The following is a 15,011-nucleotide window of genomic DNA, read 5'->3' as shown; positions in this document are numbered from 1 at the left end:
CCCTAATCCCTTACTACAAGAAGCTATGTAGAAGCTCAAAACAATTAAGCAATCAACAATTTAACAATTTATCTAAGTCTCACCAACGTGGCTCCGTACCCGAATTTCTCCTTTTTGGCGTCTTCGAAGAATCGGATGCCGGGCGTGCGGCTCAAGATTTTCTGGATTTCTTTGCGGAGTATGCCGTTGCCTGAGCCGTGTATGAAGATGATTTCGTGCATGTTGGCAGCCATGGTGCGTTCCAGGGCGTCCTGAAATCGATCTAGCTGAAGCTTGAGCATGGCGCTGTTGCTCATGCCGCTGTGGTCCTCCACCAGTTTATCGATGTGCAGGTCTACTTCATGCTCCGGTGCCTGTATTTTGTTGTTTTCCTGAGCAGTTGGTTTTTCGGCCAGTTGCTCCTTTATCTTGTCAGTGTCCACAGCTACCGGTTTGGTGTCGAGTTGGAACAGGTAGGCCTCTTTATTGACCACCGGGGCCGTTTTCTTGCTTTTATAGAAAGAGTTGGCCCGGAACTGTACCTTTTTGGTAACCGGCTCGAAAAGTGACGGGCTGCCATTGCGGTGCTGCAGGAACTGCACAATCATTGTCGGCCATTTCTCAAAATCCTTCAGGTGGTAATGGCTCACAACACGGGCTGCCTTGGGGGCCAGTTTGTCGTTCTGCAAACCACGGTATTGGTTGCTGCGTTCTTCGCCACAGGTAAACAGCACATCATAATCGGTGTTGTTGATGACGGTGGCTGCCAGCAATTCCTCAGACTGATGCACCATGGCCAGGTAAATGCCTTTCTCGGCCAGCACCGGTGCCGCAGGCTCTTTACGGGCGGCTGGTCTTGCCGTTTCCTGCTCCTGTCCCCGGAAGGCCTTGGCCTCTTCCGGCGCAATCAGCACGATTTCGCGACGCGACACCGGTATGGTGAAGTCGTTATCAATGGCAACCTCTACAATATTATTATCCAGTATGCGTGTGATGATGCCTTCTTCTCTGCCCGACATCAGGCGCACGCGATCTCCTACGTTCATATATTCGTTGTTCGTTATCGGTTAATGGTTGTTCGTTGTTGACAGAAGCCTATGCTCAATGTATAGGTCTCTTGCCATACCTTAGATATTGAAGTACAGCTTGTACTTTACTCAAAGATACGATTTGTATGCCGGATTAGTAGCCCCGAATTAGAAGTATACCGGATGGAAACGCATTCCGCCTGTCCGGCTGTACTCAAGAGTAGGTGCCGGGATCTTGATTATGCTGAGGATGTAGAGGGTGGTATTGAGCACTTTACTGCGTCCCTTGAAGTGCATCAAGTTGAGGTCGGGGCTTAAGTAGTACTGGCGATGGGCGTTGAACCCACGGGCGCTGTTCAGTTCCGGGTCATTGTAGACCATCCCATCGGCACCATACCCAATGGCAATGCTCAACCATTTCGGGTATTTGCTTTCCGGCTTCAGAAAACTGCCTAGGTTCACTGACAGCCAATAGGTTTGACCATTGTAATCTTTCAGGGCCTGTTCGGCCAGGTTATTGCCCAGCACATTGGGGCGCTCGGCGGCATACCGGGTGGCCTGGAAAGAGAACTTGGGCATGATGCGTACCTCCCGCCAGGCCAGTTCCTGGGCCATAATGGCGGCAGAGCCAACCGTATTGGCTACCAAGTCACCAACCGAAGCACCGTAATCAGGCTGGTAACCGTCGAATAGTTCGATGGGTGTTTGTAAAGCTATACCTACCAATCCGCCGTACCAGATCGCTTTCTTGTCCGGCACCCCAGCCCAGCGCAGCAAGTCTATACCGGCACGGCTTTCGTGAAAGGACCCCCAGAAATGCCCCGCCTTGTCCATCTGTTTCCACTGCCGGTTGTCGTTAAATAAATGGAAACTGGTGCGTTCCTGATCTTTATACCAGGCGCTGTTGAGGGAAACCAGCATAGCCGTATAGCCCACCGTGAAGCCGGTGCCCAGCAGTAGCAGCCGCTGCTTGCTGACGTGTGCCGACAGGGTATCGGGTGCCTGCGCTATACCTTGTAAAGGTTGCAACGCAAACAAACAGCAGAGCCAAAAAAGGAGCAGGTTTCTGGACATGAGTCCCAAAGATACACATCCATTGCAAGATTATACAGGGCTATACCTGAAGCTTATAATTTACTGGCCATCTTGTTTCCAATTATGCTTTAGGAAAACCGATTTAAGTTTGCGGCATCTCAGCAATGGCTTTTTTAAATGCCGACACCGCCCGGTCGCGGGCCATCGCGTGGTCTACCATAGGTTCAGGGTAGGCTGGTGTATCCAATTCGGGTACCCAGCGTCTCATGTATGCCTTGTCCCTGTCGAACTTTTCTGACTGGCTGCTGGGGTTGAAGACCCGGAAATAAGGCTGTGCGTCGGCACCTGTTCCGGCAGCCCATTGCCAGTTACCTACGTTGCTTGATTGTTCGTAGTCCAGCAGTTTTTCAGCAAAATAGGCTTCGCCCCAACGCCAATCGATGAGCAGGTCCTTTACCAGAAAGCTGGCCACCACCATGCGTACCCGATTATGCATAAAGCCTGTAGCGTTGAGTTGCCGCATACCTGCATCCACCAGTGGGAAGCCTGTTTTGCCTTCGCACCATTTTTGGAAATCAACTTCGTCGTTGCGCCAGCTGATGTGCCGGAATTTAGGGGCAAAGCTTTCCGTAGCCGATTCAGGGAAATGGTAGAGCAGCTGCATAAAGAATTCTCGCCAGATAAGCTCCTGCAGCCAGGTGTCGCTGTGTTGCAATGCCTTGGCTACCAGGCTGCGCACACTTATCAGCCCGAAACGCAGGTATGGACTCACATGGCTGGTCGCGTCTAAGGCAGGCAGGTCACGCTTGGCGGCATAATTTTCCAGGACTTGTTTTGAGAGTAGAGGTTTTGGCACTTGCAGGTTCGATTTTCGGAAGCCCATTTCTTCAAGTGTAGGTATAGCCTCGGCTTTTATATTGGCCAGTTTGTCCAAGTGTCGTAGGCTGGGGTAGGGTTTGACCATATCTTCCTTGAACTTCTTGAGCCAGGTGTTTTTGTAAGGCGTGTATACCTTGTAGGGCGTGCCCGAGCCGGTCATGATCTCATCACGCTCAAAGATCACCTGGTCCTTATAGGTATGGAAAGCTATCCCTTCGGTTTGTAAAAGTTCCTGCACCTGATTGTCGCGCTCCCGGGCATAGGGCTCATAGTCGTGGTTGGTATAAACTGCCGCCATTTCATGCGCTTTTATCAGTTCACGCAATACCTCCAATGGCTCTCCATACCTGACCAGTAACGTGCCGCCTTTCGCTTCCAGTTCTTTCCTGAGTTCGATGACCGTTTCATGGATGAATGTGACGCGCGCATCCTGCTTGTCATCAAGTTTGTCCAGTATCAGTTTATCAAAAATGAAAACCGGCAATACGGGATGATCACTTCGCAGAGCTTCGTACAACCCGGCATTGTCATCCAGGCGCAAATCGCGGCGAAACCAGAAAATGGAAAGCATTCGGTTTATGGTTGAATTTGTAAAATTATGTAAAGTAAGAGCTGGCGACTCAAAGGTTTATTTCAAAATAGTTTAACTGAGCTCATACCCCCGTCAGGACGCAGAATCTGGCCGGTCATCCAACTGGATTCGTCGCTCAGCAGGTATAGGGCCGCGCTTGCCAGGTCTTCTGGTTTTCCTACGCGCCCCAGCGGATGGCGTTTGGCAGCGGCCTCGGCTTTTTCGGGCGTGCTGAGCAGCGATTGTGCCAGTGGGGTGGCGGTGAGGGAAGGGGCAATGGCATTGACTCGTATACCAGTGGTCGCATACTCCGCCGCCAGCGAAACCGCAAGTCCCTCGAGTGCAGCCTTGCTGGATGCAATGGAGGAATGGAAGGGCATGCCCAGTCGTGCCGCTACCGTGCTGAAAAGGACAATGCTGGCGTGTGTAGGTTTTTTGAGTAGGGGAAGAACAGCCTTCAGACATTGCACGGCGCCCAGCACATTCAGCTCATACTCCTGCATGAAATCCTCCACGCTCATCCGTTCAAATGGCCGCAGCTTGATACTGCCCGGGAAGTAAACAAAACCATGTAGTTCAGCCGGCAGGTCGGCCGTGAAGGCCCGATCGAAAGCCAACACGTCGAGCGTGACGTGAGCTATACCTAATTCCTTTATTTCTTCAGATGGTTTTCGGGAAGCAACTACTACGGTGGCTCCTTGCTGTTGCAGCAAGCGGGCTGTGGCCAGTCCTATACCTGATGTGCCGCCAATCAGAAGGATATTTTTTTGTTCAAATCGCATGGGCTATACCTGTTATACCTTGTAACAACTGACGAATTTTGTGATTGTTCAGGCTATCGGATGATTTGTGACGCCGAATGCTCCGACTATCTCATGAACACCTCAGTCGGGTGCCAACGGCAGCCTAATTGCATTATAACCTTATCCAGAAAAAGCCTGTATTAAGGGGTGTTTTCAAAGCGGCAGGCTCTTCCTATTCTCGTCTGTCACCTTCTGTACTTATTTTATAGTAATGGCTTGTACCTGTGGCCTAACCGTATTTTCTGTTAGCCCTTAACCCATAAAATATATAGTGAAGCTATACCTTACATCTCACCTGATATGAAAATAAAAAAAGTACTTGTCGCCAACCGCGGCGAAATCGCCATCCGTGTGCTCAGGGCCTGTACCGAACTCAACATCCAGACAGTGGCCATCTATACCTATGAAGACCGCTACTCGCTGCACCGCTACAAAGCCGACGAGGCCTACCAGATCGGCAAGGATAACCAGCCGTTGCAGCCTTACCTGGACATCGACGGGATCATTGCCATCGCCAAGGAAAACGGAGTAGACGCCATACACCCAGGCTACGGCTTCCTGTCTGAGAACCAGCATTTCTCCCGTAAGTGCGCCGAAAACGGCATCATCTTCATCGGGCCGCGGCCAGAGGTAATGGGCTCGCTGGGCGACAAAGTTTCGGCCAAGAAAGTAGCTGTGAGCTGCGATGTGCCGATCATCCAGAGCAATGACCTCGACCTGAATACTTTTGAAACTGCTCTTGAAGAGGCGCACCGCATCGGCTACCCACTCATGCTCAAGGCTGCTGCTGGTGGTGGCGGACGCGGTATGCGCGTGATCCGTGACGACGAACAGTTGGAAAAAGGCTTTTTCGAGGCGAAAAACGAGGCCCTAAAAGCCTTCGGGGATGACACGCTTTTTTTGGAGAAGTATGTAGAGAACCCGAAGCACATCGAAGTACAGATCGTGGCTGACAACTACGGCAACATCACGCACCTGTTTGAGCGCGATTGTTCGGTGCAGCGCCGCTTCCAGAAAGTGGTAGAAGTGGCCCCAGCCATTAGCCTGAACGAAGAAACCCGCCAGCAGCTTTACGACTATGCCATCCGTATCTGCAAGGCCGTTAACTACAACAACGTGGGCACAGTGGAATTTCTGGTGGAGCCGCACAACAATAATATCTACTTCATTGAGGTGAATCCGCGCATTCAGGTGGAGCACACGGTCACGGAGATGATTACGGGGATCGACTTGATCAAGACACAGATCTTTATCGCCGATGGCTACGCTCTGGACCATGAGGAAGTATTGCTCGGTCCGCAGCATACGGTGCGGGCAAATGGGGTGGCCATTCAGTGCCGCATCACGACGGAAGACCCGGAAAATGAGTTTAAGCCGGATTATGGTACCATCATCGCCTACCGCAGTGCCGGCGGATTCGGTATTCGTCTCGATCAGGGTAGCGTGTACCAGGGCGCTAAAATCAGCCCCTTCTTCGACTCGCTCTTGGTAAAAGTATCGGCGCAGGCACCGACACTACGTCACGCCGCCATGAAAATGTCGCGCACCCTGGACGAGTTCCGAATTCGGGGCGTGAAGCAGAACATTCAGTTCCTGCAGAATATCATCACGCACCCTGTTTTTGTTTCCGGCGACGCCACGGTGGACTTTGTGAAGAACCACTCCGAGCTTTTTGTATTCCGGAAGAGCAAGGACCGTGCAACCAAAATGCTTAGCTTTTTGGCCGATGTGATCGTAAACGGTCACCCCGATGTAAAAAATCCTGACCCGAACAAGGTGCTTTCCAAGCCGGATTTTACGGGCTTCAATCTGAACAAGCCATATGAGCGCGGTACCAAAGACCTCCTCACGGAACTCGGCCCGGACGAATTCTCCAAATGGCTGCGCAACAACAAGCAGATTCACTACACCGACACTACCTTCCGGGACGCGCATCAATCTTTGCTGGCGACCCGCATGCGCAGCTTCGACCTGCTCAAAATAGCCGAAGCCTACGCCAAGGACCATCCGCAGACTTTCAGTATGGAGGTATGGGGTGGTGCCACCTTCGATGTGTGTCTGCGCTTCCTGCACGAAGACCCGTGGCGCCGACTGGCCGAAATCCGGGAGGCTATCCCTAACATTTTGTTGCAAATGCTTATCCGAGGTTCGAACGGGGTGGGGTACAAGGCCTATCCGGATAACCTGATTGAGTCGTTTGTAGAGAAATCGTGGGAGACAGGCGTGGATGTTTTCCGCATTTTCGACTCGCTCAACTGGATGAAGAGCATGGAGCCTTGCATCAATTACGTGCGCAAACGCACAGGTGGTTTGGCCGAGGGCGCGATCTGCTATACAGGCGATATCCTGAACCCGAAGAAGACCAAGTACAACTTAGAGTACTACCTGCAACTGGCCAAGCAACTGGAAGATGCCGGGGCGCACATTTTGGCCATCAAAGACATGGCCGGTTTGCTGAAGCCATACGCGGCCACTGTGCTCGTGGAAGCGCTCCGCGACACTGTGAAGCTGCCCATCCATCTGCACACGCATGACACCTCTGGTATACAGTCCGCCACTTACCTGAAAGCTATTGAGGCAGGGGTGGATGTGGTGGATGTGGCCTTGGGTTCCATGTCTGGCCTCACTTCGCAGCCGAACTTTAACAGTATGGTGGAAGCCATGCGCTTTCAGGAGCGGCACCGCGAGTTCGACCAGAAAAGCCTCAACCGGCACTCCAATTACTGGGAAACGGTGCGCGAGTATTACTATCCGTTTGAGTCGGGGCTGAAAGCGGGCACGGCGGAGGTATACCACCACGAAATTCCGGGTGGACAATATTCCAACCTGCGTCCGCAAGCCAATGCGCTCGGTCTGGGCGATAAATGGGAGTTGATTAAAGAAACCTATGCTGAGGTGAACCAGCTGTTCGGGGACCTGGTGAAGGTGACGCCAAGCTCGAAGGTAGTAGGGGATATGGCGCTATACCTTGTTTCCAATGACCTAACAACGGTAGATGTGCTGGAGCGAGGGGATCAGATTTCCTTCCCGGAATCGGTGCAGTCGTTGTTCCGCGGCGATCTGGGACAGCCAGCGGGTGGTTTCCCGAAAAAGCTGCAAGCCATTGTGCTCAAAGACGAGCAGCCTTACGACGTGCGTCCGAATGAACATCTGGAGCCTATCAATCTGGATCAGGAGTTTCGGGAGTTTCAGGAGAAGTTTGGGGAGCACACCAAGTATACGGATTTCCTTTCGTACCAGCTCTACCCCAAGGTATACGAGGCCTACCACAAGCACTACGAACAATATGGTAACGTATCCAAAATCCCGACGCGTCTGTTTTTCTATGGCATGCAACAGGGCGAGGAGGCCATTATCGACATAGCCCGCGGCAAGTCCATTGTCATCAAGTATCAGTCGTTAGGCCACGTAGACGAGGACGGGATGCGTACCGTGTTCTTCAAGCTCAACGGCCAGACCCGTAATATCGAAGTGCGCGACAAATCTGTGAAAGTGGAGCGGGTGCAACACCAAAAGGTCGATAAAGGCAACCCAAAGCACATTGGGGCGCCGCTACAGGGCTTGTTGTCGAAGATACTGGTGGAGAAAGATCAGGAAGTTAAAAGAAATACACCGCTGTTCGTGATCGAGGCCATGAAGATGGAAACGACCATTACCGCTTCGGAGGCTACCAAGATTGCTGGTCTGCATTTGCCGGAGGGCTCGCTGGTGAATACAGACGATCTGGTGGTTAGCCTGTCGTAGCGCCACCCAGGTATAAGCTAGAAAAGCCGCCAAACCTGAAAAGGAGGTGGCTTTTCTTTTGCTATTGTAAACCTTCGGGCGCAATATCTAGTACGCTACAGAAGTCATTGGAAAACATTTCGGCATGAAAGCCTGTTTTGTACTTGCAGATATGCTGCATGCATACTATTTTTGATTCATAGCGCAAAAGGTGCTATTCGTCTTCGTAGTCCAAACCTGCAAACTTGTTATAGGCTTGTTGCAGCTCGGCAAATGCGTGCATGTTGCCTTCCTGCCTGCTGATCAGCATTCCTTTTTTGTAGGTTTGCTCCGCCTCGTTTGTCTGCCCGAGTTCGGCGTACAGGCTGGCTGCATGGTAGTAAGTGCCTACGTAGCGCTCGTGCTCCGACAGAAGTTTCTCGTAATACGCCATCGCTTTCTGCGGTTCGGAGTTACGAAGCTCAGTCGCAATCGCATAGATCGTAAATGGATCGTTTGGGTCTTCTTCGTAGAATTTGAAGAGTTGTTCTAATCTATTTTGAGACATTTCTATTTGGCTATATTTTAACTAACTTCGCACAAATCTAATTTTAAATAAGCTAACATTTCTAATCATGAAAATATTAGTTTGCATCAGTAACGTTCCGGATACCACATCCAAAATTAACTTTACTGGAGATAACAAAGAGTTCGACAAGAACGGGGTGCAGTACGTGATTAACCCTTGGGATGAGTATGCGCTGACCCGCGCCATTGAGCTGAAAGAGGCCAAAGGCGGCAGCGTAACCGTGCTGAACGTAGGTGAGGCCGATACCGAGCCGAACATCCGCAAGGCGTTAGCCATTGGTGCCGACGATGCCATCCGTGTAAACGCACACCCGAAAGACGCTTTCTTCGTGGCGCAGCAGATTACTGCCATCGCCAAAGAGGGAGGTTACGATATGATCCTGATGGGCAAAGAGTCCATTGACTACAACGGCTTCCAGGTACACAACATGGTGGGCGAAATGATGGGTATTCCGTCTGTAACACCAGCCTTTAAACTGGATATGGTGGACGATAGCACGGCCCGTCTGGAGCGCGAGATCGAGGGTGGAAAAGAAGTGGTGGAGGTAAAACTTCCATTCGTAGCCAGTGCCCAGCAACCGATGTGTGAGCCCCGCATCCCGAACATGCGTGGCATCATGACCGCCCGTACCAAGCCACTGAAAGTGGTAGCACCGGTAGGTGGCGAGGCCATGTCGGAGTATGTGAGCTACAGCAAGCCCGAGAAAAAGAGCGGCGTGAAGCTGATTGATGCGGACAACGCCGGCGAACTGATTAAACTATTGAGAAACGAAGCTAAAGTACTGTAATATGTCTGTATTAGTATTTGTAGAAGGTCTGAACGGAGAGATCAAGAAGTCCTCTTTGGAGGCAGCATCATACGGCAGCCAGGTGGCGCAGGCCATGGGTACTTCCGCCACGGCGGTAGCCATCGGAGAGGTACACGAAGAAGCGCTGGCCAGACTAGGCGAGCAAGGTATAAGTAAAGTATTGTACGACGCGGATGACCGCCTGAAGCAGTTCGTAGCTGACGCCTATGTAAAGGTAATCGCGAAGGCGGCTCAGCAGGAAAGCTCCAAGGTGCTGGTATTCTCCAACTCCAACATTGGTGCAGCGGTAGGCTCCAAACTGGCAGTTCGCCTGAACGGTTCGCTTGCTACCAACGTAACCGAGTTGCCCAAGATGGACGGTGGCAACTTTACCGTTACCCGCGGTGTGTTCTCTGGTAAGGCGTTCGCGCAAGTGAACCTGACCTCTGACGTGAAGATCATCGCCGTTAAGAAGAACAGCACTGAAATTATCAGCAATGCCGGCAACACAGCTACGGTAGAGAAACTCTCAGCTGATCTGGCGGAGTCTGATTTCGCTGCGGCTCCGAAAGAAACGGTGATGCAGGAGACGGATGGGGGCGTATTGCTGCCAGAAGCTGAAATTGTTGTGTCTGGCGGTCGCGGCATGAAAGGCCCTGAGAACTGGCACCTCATCGAGGAACTTGCCAAAGAACTAGGTGCCGCAACAGCCTGCTCCAAGCCTGTGTCTGACATCGGCTGGCGTCCTCACCACGAGCACGTAGGCCAGACAGGTATAACTGTAAGCCCTAACCTGTACATTGCAGTGGGTATTTCCGGTGCCATCCAGCACCTGGCGGGGGTTAACTCTTCTAAAGTGATTGTCGTTATTAATAAGGATCCGGAAGCGCCGTTCTTCAAAGCTGCTGATTATGGCATAGTTGGCGATGCGCTGGAGGTAGTTCCTAAATTAATCGAAGCTGCCAAAGCTTTAGACAAATAGACTTAAGAAGAGCTCAATTGTGAAAAAAATTCAGTTAGAGATACTCGGGCTTTCATCCAGCCAGTCACAGACGGGATCGTTTGCGCTTGTGCTAGGGGAAAGAGATGGCAACAGAAGACTGCCGATCATCATTGGCATGTTCGAGGCACAGTCCATCGCCATACAGATAGAGAAAATAAACCCAAACCGCCCGCTTACGCATGACCTGTTCAAAACTTTTGCAGAGCAGGTAAGCGTGAATATCACAGAGATTCTGATTTCAGATCTGAAAGAAGGTGTGTTCTACTCCAAGATCATGTGTACTGACGGAGACAAGGATTTTGAACTAGACGCTCGACCATCTGATGCGATCGCGATCGGTCTGCGTTTCGGGGTTCCTATCTACACGGTAGAGAGCGTGCTTTCGGAAGCAGGAATTATATTGAGCGACCTGGAGGAGGAGGATGAGGATGCCGAAGAGATGGCTGTGAAGAGCAGCACTTCATCTTCAGCGTCGAGCTCCAAAGAGCCACTCAACCAAACTTCTGTGGAGGACTTGAATAAGATGCTCAACGAGGCCCTCGAAAAGGAGGACTATGAGCGTGCTGCCAAGATCCGGGACGAGTTGAATAAGCGAAACTGATTTTAACATCTTGTATACATTTAAAGTCCTGCCCCGATAAGGGGCAGGACTTTTTGTTTTAACAGATATTCGGCTTACTTTTGGCAAATTTTGTCCCAAACCATGTTCGATATTTTCAGAGGGCTTCTTGGCCTGTTAGCCATTATTGCCATTGCCTTTGCATTTTCAAAAAGCAGAAAATCAATTGATTGGAGGCTTGTTGGCTTCGGCGTTTTCTTACAACTCATTTTTGGGATACTGGTAACCAAAGTGCCTTTGGTGGCCACCGGTTTTGCCTATGTCAGTGAAGGATTCGTTACTTTCCTGGATTTCTCGCAGGCAGGCGCCCAGTTTTTGTTCGGAAACCTGGCAGATCCTTCCAAAAACAATGGTTTGGGTTTCATTTTCGCCTTCTCGGTACTGCCTACGATCATTTTCTTTTCTACCGTTTCTGCAGGACTTTACTACCTCGGTGTGTTGCAGAAGATCGTGTATGGCATTGCCTGGGTTATGTCGAAGGTGATGCGTCTATCAGGACCGGAGAGCCTTTCTGCCGCCGGCAACATTTTCCTGGGTCAAACGGAAGCTCCTTTGCTAGTGCGTCCCTTCATAGCCCGCATGACACGCTCTGAGCTGATGTGCCTGATGACAGGTGGTATGGCAACGCTGGCCGGTGGAGTATTGGCAGCTTATGTATCGTTTTTGGGCGGTACGGACCCGGCACAGAAGGCGATCTTTGCAGCCCACTTGCTTACTGCCTCCATCATGAACGCCCCAGCAGGCATCGTGCTGGCTAAAATACTGGTGCCTGAGACAGAGCATGAAGAAATTTCTAATAAGCTGGAAGTAAACGAAGAGCAGCTGGGTGTAAACCTGGTGGACTCACTTTCACGAGGTGCTGCCGATGGCCTGAAACTTGCCGCTAACGTAGGCGGAATGCTACTGGCTTTCATCGCTGTAATCGCTCTGGTAAACTACATCCTGACTGATATGATCGGTGCCTGGACCGGTTTGAATGAATTAGTGGTAGCCAGCACAAACGGTCAGTTCAATGGTTTTTCGTTACAGTATATACTGGGTCAGATCTTCCGGGTGTTTGCTTTCATTATGGGGGTGCCTTGGGTGGATACGTTGCAAGTAGGCAGCTTGCTCGGTCAAAAGACGGCCATCAATGAGTTTGTGGCCTACCTGGATTTGGCTAATATGAAAGAGGCCGGCACACTGGGTCCGAAAGCCCTGGTGATGTCTACGTATGCACTGGCAGGATTCTCCAACTTTAGTTCGATCGCGATTCAGATTGGGGGAATAGGCAGCATGGCTCCAAACCAGCAGGGCAACCTGTCCAAACTGGGCTTTATTGCCTTACTCGGAGCCTCCCTGGCTTGTATGATGACGGCCACTGTGGCGGGGATGTTGTTTGGCGTAAACTTCTAATCAGATCTTATACCCATAAAAAAGCCTCCTGCTATACCTAAGCAGGAGGCTTTTTTTATGCTAGGCAGGTATAGCTATACCTTGTCTTTGCCGGATTGTGTCGTAGCGGCCGGTCCTTCAGGGTTTTCTGGCAGTTGATCATGCTGCACGTCGGCTGTCTCCTCAGGCACCGCCTTTACTTCATCCGAAGAAAGCTGCTGACTGCCTTGCTTGCGTTCCTCTTCCTCCTCACGCTCTTCCTCTTCCACCTTCTTGGCATCGCGCATCAGGCGATTGGCAAAAATAAAGTCGTTGAGTTCTTTGATGTCCGTATCCATGATTTCATCCCGCGTGCCTTCCCACAGCTTTTTGCCCTGATACAGGAACATGATTTTGTCACCTATCTCAATCACAGAGTTCATGTCATGCGTCACAATGATGGTAGTGATGTTATACTCTTCGGTGATTTCCTTAATCAACTCATCTATTTTGAGGGCTGTTTGTGGGTCGAGTCCTGAGTTAGGTTCGTCGCAGAAAAGATAGGTACACTTGGGCGCGATTGCACGGGCTATACCTACTCGTTTTTTCATGCCGCCACTTAGTTCAGAAGGCATTTTTTTGTTGGAGCCCTCCAGCCCTACACGCTTCAGGCAAAAGTCTACGCGCTCTTTCCGCTCTTCTTTGCTCATGTCTGTGAGCATCTTCAACGGAAATTCCACATTTTCCTCTACCGTCATGGAGTCAAACAGGGCAGAACCCTGGAAGAGCATCCCGATCTTACGGCGGATTTCCTGGCGTATGTCGAGCTTGTTGTTGGTGAAGTAGGTGCCGTCGAAGGTGACGCTGCCCAAGTCGGGCTTGATCAAGCCCACAATGCACTTGAGTAGCACGCTTTTTCCGGTGCCGCTGGCCCCAAGCAGCAGGTTGGTTTTGCCGGTCTCGAAAACGCCGCTGACACCGTCCAGTACTTTCTTACCGCCAAAGGCTTTATGTATGTTGTGTATTTCAATCATAACTAATATCGAATCCCCGGAATTGTCATCCGGGTACTTGGTTAAAGGTGATAGCTGTTATTTAAAGGAGTAGATTGGCCAGCACAAAATCTCCAACCAGAATAGCGATCACGCTATTGGTTACGGCAGCTGTACTTGCTGCACCCACTTCCAATGCCCCACCACTGGTATAATAGCCTCTGAAAGAAGATATGGACGAGATTAGAAAGGCGAACACCACTGATTTGATAAGTGCAAAAGCGATGTTGTAAGGTATGAACTGTTCCCTTAAACCGGTGATGTACTCCTGTGCTGTAAGCTCTCCGGATAAGGTTCCTGCCAGATAACCTCCCAAAATGGAAAGGAACATGGCCAGGATAACCAGTAACGGAAACACGATGATGGCAGCCACTACCTTAGGCAGCACCAGGTAGGAGGCAGAATTAATGCCCATCACCTCCAAAGCGTCTACCTGCTCAGTAATCTGCATGGTGCCTAATCCGCCTGCAATGCTTGAGCCAACCTTGCCAGCCAGCACGATGGAGGTAATAGTGGGGGCCAGCTCCAGGATGGTCATCTCGCGCACCATGAAACCGATGGTGGAACGTGGGATAAAGGCGTTGTTGAGGTTGTAAGCCACCTGCACACATGTAACGGCTCCTATAAAGGACGATACAATGGATACGATTAATACAGAGTTAATCCCGATGAGGATAGCTTCGTCGATGGTGCGATTAAACAGAATGCGGCCTGACTCCCTTCGGATAAAGAGGCTCGACATGAAAAGTAAGTATTTGCCAAGGGCTTGCAGCATATAGGGCGTGTGAAGAAGTTAAACCAAGGTATTAAACGTGATTCTAAACAAAAATACTGTTTAAATGCCTATATTACGGTTAAATTTTGAAAACGTATTACATCATACCTATATAGATAGCATGCAACGATACATTTTGGTAACAGGCGGTACAAAAGGAATCGGAAAAGCCGTTATTGAGCAGTTCGCCAAAGCGGGCTTTCACATCATTACCTGTTCCCGAAACGAAAAGGACCTGCAAAAGTTGAAGCTCGAGATGGAAGAGCGCTATACCTTCTCCAAGGTGTTGTACCAGGAGGCCGACCTGAGTGATTCCACTTCACTCAAAGGCTTCATCAAATATGTGAAAGGACTTCGGGTGAAAATTGAGGTATTGGTTAACAACAGCGGTCTTTTTATACCTGGCAAGATCCATGAAGAAGATGACAACGCCCTGCCGTTTATGATCAATACGAACCTCTACAGTGCCTATTACCTGACCAAAGCGATAGTGCCTGATATGATGAAACGCAAGAGCGGGCACATCTTTAACATGTGTTCCACGGCCAGCATTACTCCTTACATCAACGGCGGTTCTTACTGCATTTCCAAGTATGCCTTGTACGGTATGACCAAGGTGCTGCGTGAAGAGATGAAGGAGCACGGTGTGCGTGTGACGGCGATCCTGCCCGGCGCAACCCTGACTGCCAGTTGGGAAGGCGTGGACCTGCCGCCGGAGCGTTTTATGCGAGCCGATGATGTAGCCATGGCCATTTACGGGGCCTACACCATGTCACTAAACAGCGTGGTCGAGGAGATCCTGATCAGGCCGCAGCTGGGGGACATTTAAGTTTAGG

General features: G+C 50.7%; 12 protein-coding genes and 1 pseudogene. 6 read left to right on the top strand and 7 right to left on the bottom strand.

What is annotated here, in order from left to right:
- Window positions 1-68: 68 nt before the first annotated feature.
- From H9Q13_RS10860 to H9Q13_RS10845, 4 genes are all read right to left on the bottom strand, one after another.
- Window positions 69-1,025, bottom strand: coding sequence for a DUF2027 domain-containing protein (locus tag H9Q13_RS10860; RefSeq protein ID WP_191183824.1), 957 nt, complete (start codon window positions 1,023-1,025; stop codon window positions 69-71).
- Between the two features lie 150 nt (window positions 1,026-1,175).
- Window positions 1,176-2,081, bottom strand: coding sequence for a DUF2279 domain-containing protein (locus H9Q13_RS10855; RefSeq protein ID WP_224744225.1), 906 nt, complete (start codon window positions 2,079-2,081; stop codon window positions 1,176-1,178).
- 103 nt (window positions 2,082-2,184) lie between these two features.
- Complete coding sequence (locus H9Q13_RS10850) at window positions 2,185-3,492, bottom strand: cryptochrome/photolyase family protein (protein ID WP_191183823.1); 1,308 nt, start codon at window positions 3,490-3,492, stop codon at window positions 2,185-2,187.
- 62 nt (window positions 3,493-3,554) lie between these two features.
- The gene (locus H9Q13_RS10845; protein WP_191183822.1) at window positions 3,555-4,274 is read right to left on the bottom strand and encodes an SDR family NAD(P)-dependent oxidoreductase; all 720 of its coding nucleotides are present in this window, start codon (window positions 4,272-4,274) and stop codon (window positions 3,555-3,557) included.
- 321 nt (window positions 4,275-4,595) lie between these two features.
- Here H9Q13_RS10845 and H9Q13_RS10840 point away from each other — a divergent pair, with 321 nt between their 5' ends.
- Entirely contained in the window at window positions 4,596-8,039 is a 3,444-nt protein-coding gene (locus H9Q13_RS10840; protein ID WP_191183821.1) for a pyruvate carboxylase, read from the top strand.
- Between the two features lie 193 nt (window positions 8,040-8,232).
- Here the strand turns inward: H9Q13_RS10840 and H9Q13_RS10835 are convergent, their stop codons facing one another.
- Window positions 8,233-8,565, bottom strand: a complete 333-nt coding sequence (locus H9Q13_RS10835) for a tetratricopeptide repeat protein (protein WP_191183820.1) — start codon at window positions 8,563-8,565, stop codon at window positions 8,233-8,235.
- Window positions 8,566-8,632: 67 nt separating this feature from the next.
- On the opposite strand from H9Q13_RS10835, the gene H9Q13_RS10830 reads away from it, so the two are divergent.
- The 4 genes from H9Q13_RS10830 to H9Q13_RS10815 all read left to right on the top strand — a co-directional run bounded on the left by H9Q13_RS10830 (window position 8,633) and on the right by H9Q13_RS10815 (window position 12,390).
- Window positions 8,633-9,373 (top strand): electron transfer flavoprotein subunit beta/FixA family protein, encoded by a 741-nt coding sequence (locus tag H9Q13_RS10830; RefSeq protein WP_191183819.1) that lies wholly within the window; start codon window positions 8,633-8,635, stop codon window positions 9,371-9,373.
- 1 nt (window position 9,374) lies between these two features.
- On the top strand, window positions 9,375-10,355 hold the full coding sequence (locus tag H9Q13_RS10825; protein WP_191183818.1) for an electron transfer flavoprotein subunit alpha/FixB family protein: 981 nt from the start codon (window positions 9,375-9,377) through the stop codon (window positions 10,353-10,355).
- A 19-nt stretch (window positions 10,356-10,374) separates the two neighbouring features.
- Window positions 10,375-10,977 (top strand): bifunctional nuclease family protein, encoded by a 603-nt coding sequence (locus H9Q13_RS10820; protein ID WP_191183817.1) that lies wholly within the window; start codon window positions 10,375-10,377, stop codon window positions 10,975-10,977.
- A gap of 102 nt (window positions 10,978-11,079) precedes the next feature.
- Window positions 11,080-12,390, top strand: coding sequence for a NupC/NupG family nucleoside CNT transporter (locus H9Q13_RS10815; protein ID WP_191183816.1), 1,311 nt, complete (start codon window positions 11,080-11,082; stop codon window positions 12,388-12,390).
- A gap of 248 nt (window positions 12,391-12,638) precedes the next feature.
- Here the strand turns inward: H9Q13_RS10815 and H9Q13_RS10810 are convergent.
- Window positions 12,639-13,382 (bottom strand): annotated as a pseudogene (locus H9Q13_RS10810) (ABC transporter ATP-binding protein); the annotation flags it as partial.
- A 61-nt stretch (window positions 13,383-13,443) separates the two neighbouring features.
- On the bottom strand, window positions 13,444-14,175 hold the full coding sequence (locus H9Q13_RS10805) for an MlaE family ABC transporter permease (RefSeq protein WP_191183815.1): 732 nt from the start codon (window positions 14,173-14,175) through the stop codon (window positions 13,444-13,446).
- A gap of 121 nt (window positions 14,176-14,296) precedes the next feature.
- On the opposite strand from H9Q13_RS10805, the gene H9Q13_RS10800 reads away from it, so the two are divergent.
- Window positions 14,297-15,004 carry an SDR family oxidoreductase gene (locus tag H9Q13_RS10800; protein WP_191183814.1) on the top strand — a complete coding sequence of 236 codons (708 nt, stop codon included), beginning with the start codon at window positions 14,297-14,299 and terminating at the stop codon, window positions 15,002-15,004.
- Window positions 15,005-15,011 lie beyond the last annotated feature (7 nt).

It is taken from the genome of Pontibacter aquaedesilientis (assembly GCF_014773225.1).
Taxonomy (GTDB): domain Bacteria; phylum Bacteroidota; class Bacteroidia; order Cytophagales; family Hymenobacteraceae; genus Pontibacter; species Pontibacter aquaedesilientis.
Note: the sequence above shows the minus strand (reverse complement) of the source record. Positions and strands in the feature narration are given on the sequence as shown.

Excerpts from the sequence above, each read along its gene's own strand:
- H9Q13_RS10860 (WP_191183824.1), bottom strand. The coding sequence starts at position 1,025 with ATGAACGTAGGAGATCGCGTGCGCCTGATGTCGGGCAGAGAAGAAGGC.
- H9Q13_RS10855 (WP_224744225.1), bottom strand. The coding sequence starts at position 2,081 with ATGTCCAGAAACCTGCTCCTTTTTTGGCTCTGCTGTTTGTTTGCGTTG.
- H9Q13_RS10850 (WP_191183823.1), bottom strand. The coding sequence starts at position 3,492 with ATGCTTTCCATTTTCTGGTTTCGCCGCGATTTGCGCCTGGATGACAAT.
- H9Q13_RS10845 (WP_191183822.1), bottom strand. The coding sequence starts at position 4,274 with ATGCGATTTGAACAAAAAAATATCCTTCTGATTGGCGGCACATCAGGT.
- H9Q13_RS10840 (WP_191183821.1), top strand. The coding sequence starts at position 4,596 with ATGAAAATAAAAAAAGTACTTGTCGCCAACCGCGGCGAAATCGCCATC.
- H9Q13_RS10835 (WP_191183820.1), bottom strand. The coding sequence starts at position 8,565 with ATGTCTCAAAATAGATTAGAACAACTCTTCAAATTCTACGAAGAAGAC.
- H9Q13_RS10830 (WP_191183819.1), top strand. The coding sequence starts at position 8,633 with ATGAAAATATTAGTTTGCATCAGTAACGTTCCGGATACCACATCCAAA.
- H9Q13_RS10825 (WP_191183818.1), top strand. The coding sequence starts at position 9,375 with ATGTCTGTATTAGTATTTGTAGAAGGTCTGAACGGAGAGATCAAGAAG.
- H9Q13_RS10815 (WP_191183816.1), top strand. The coding sequence starts at position 11,080 with ATGTTCGATATTTTCAGAGGGCTTCTTGGCCTGTTAGCCATTATTGCC.
- H9Q13_RS10805 (WP_191183815.1), bottom strand. The coding sequence starts at position 14,175 with ATGCTGCAAGCCCTTGGCAAATACTTACTTTTCATGTCGAGCCTCTTT.
- H9Q13_RS10800 (WP_191183814.1), top strand. The coding sequence starts at position 14,297 with ATGCAACGATACATTTTGGTAACAGGCGGTACAAAAGGAATCGGAAAA.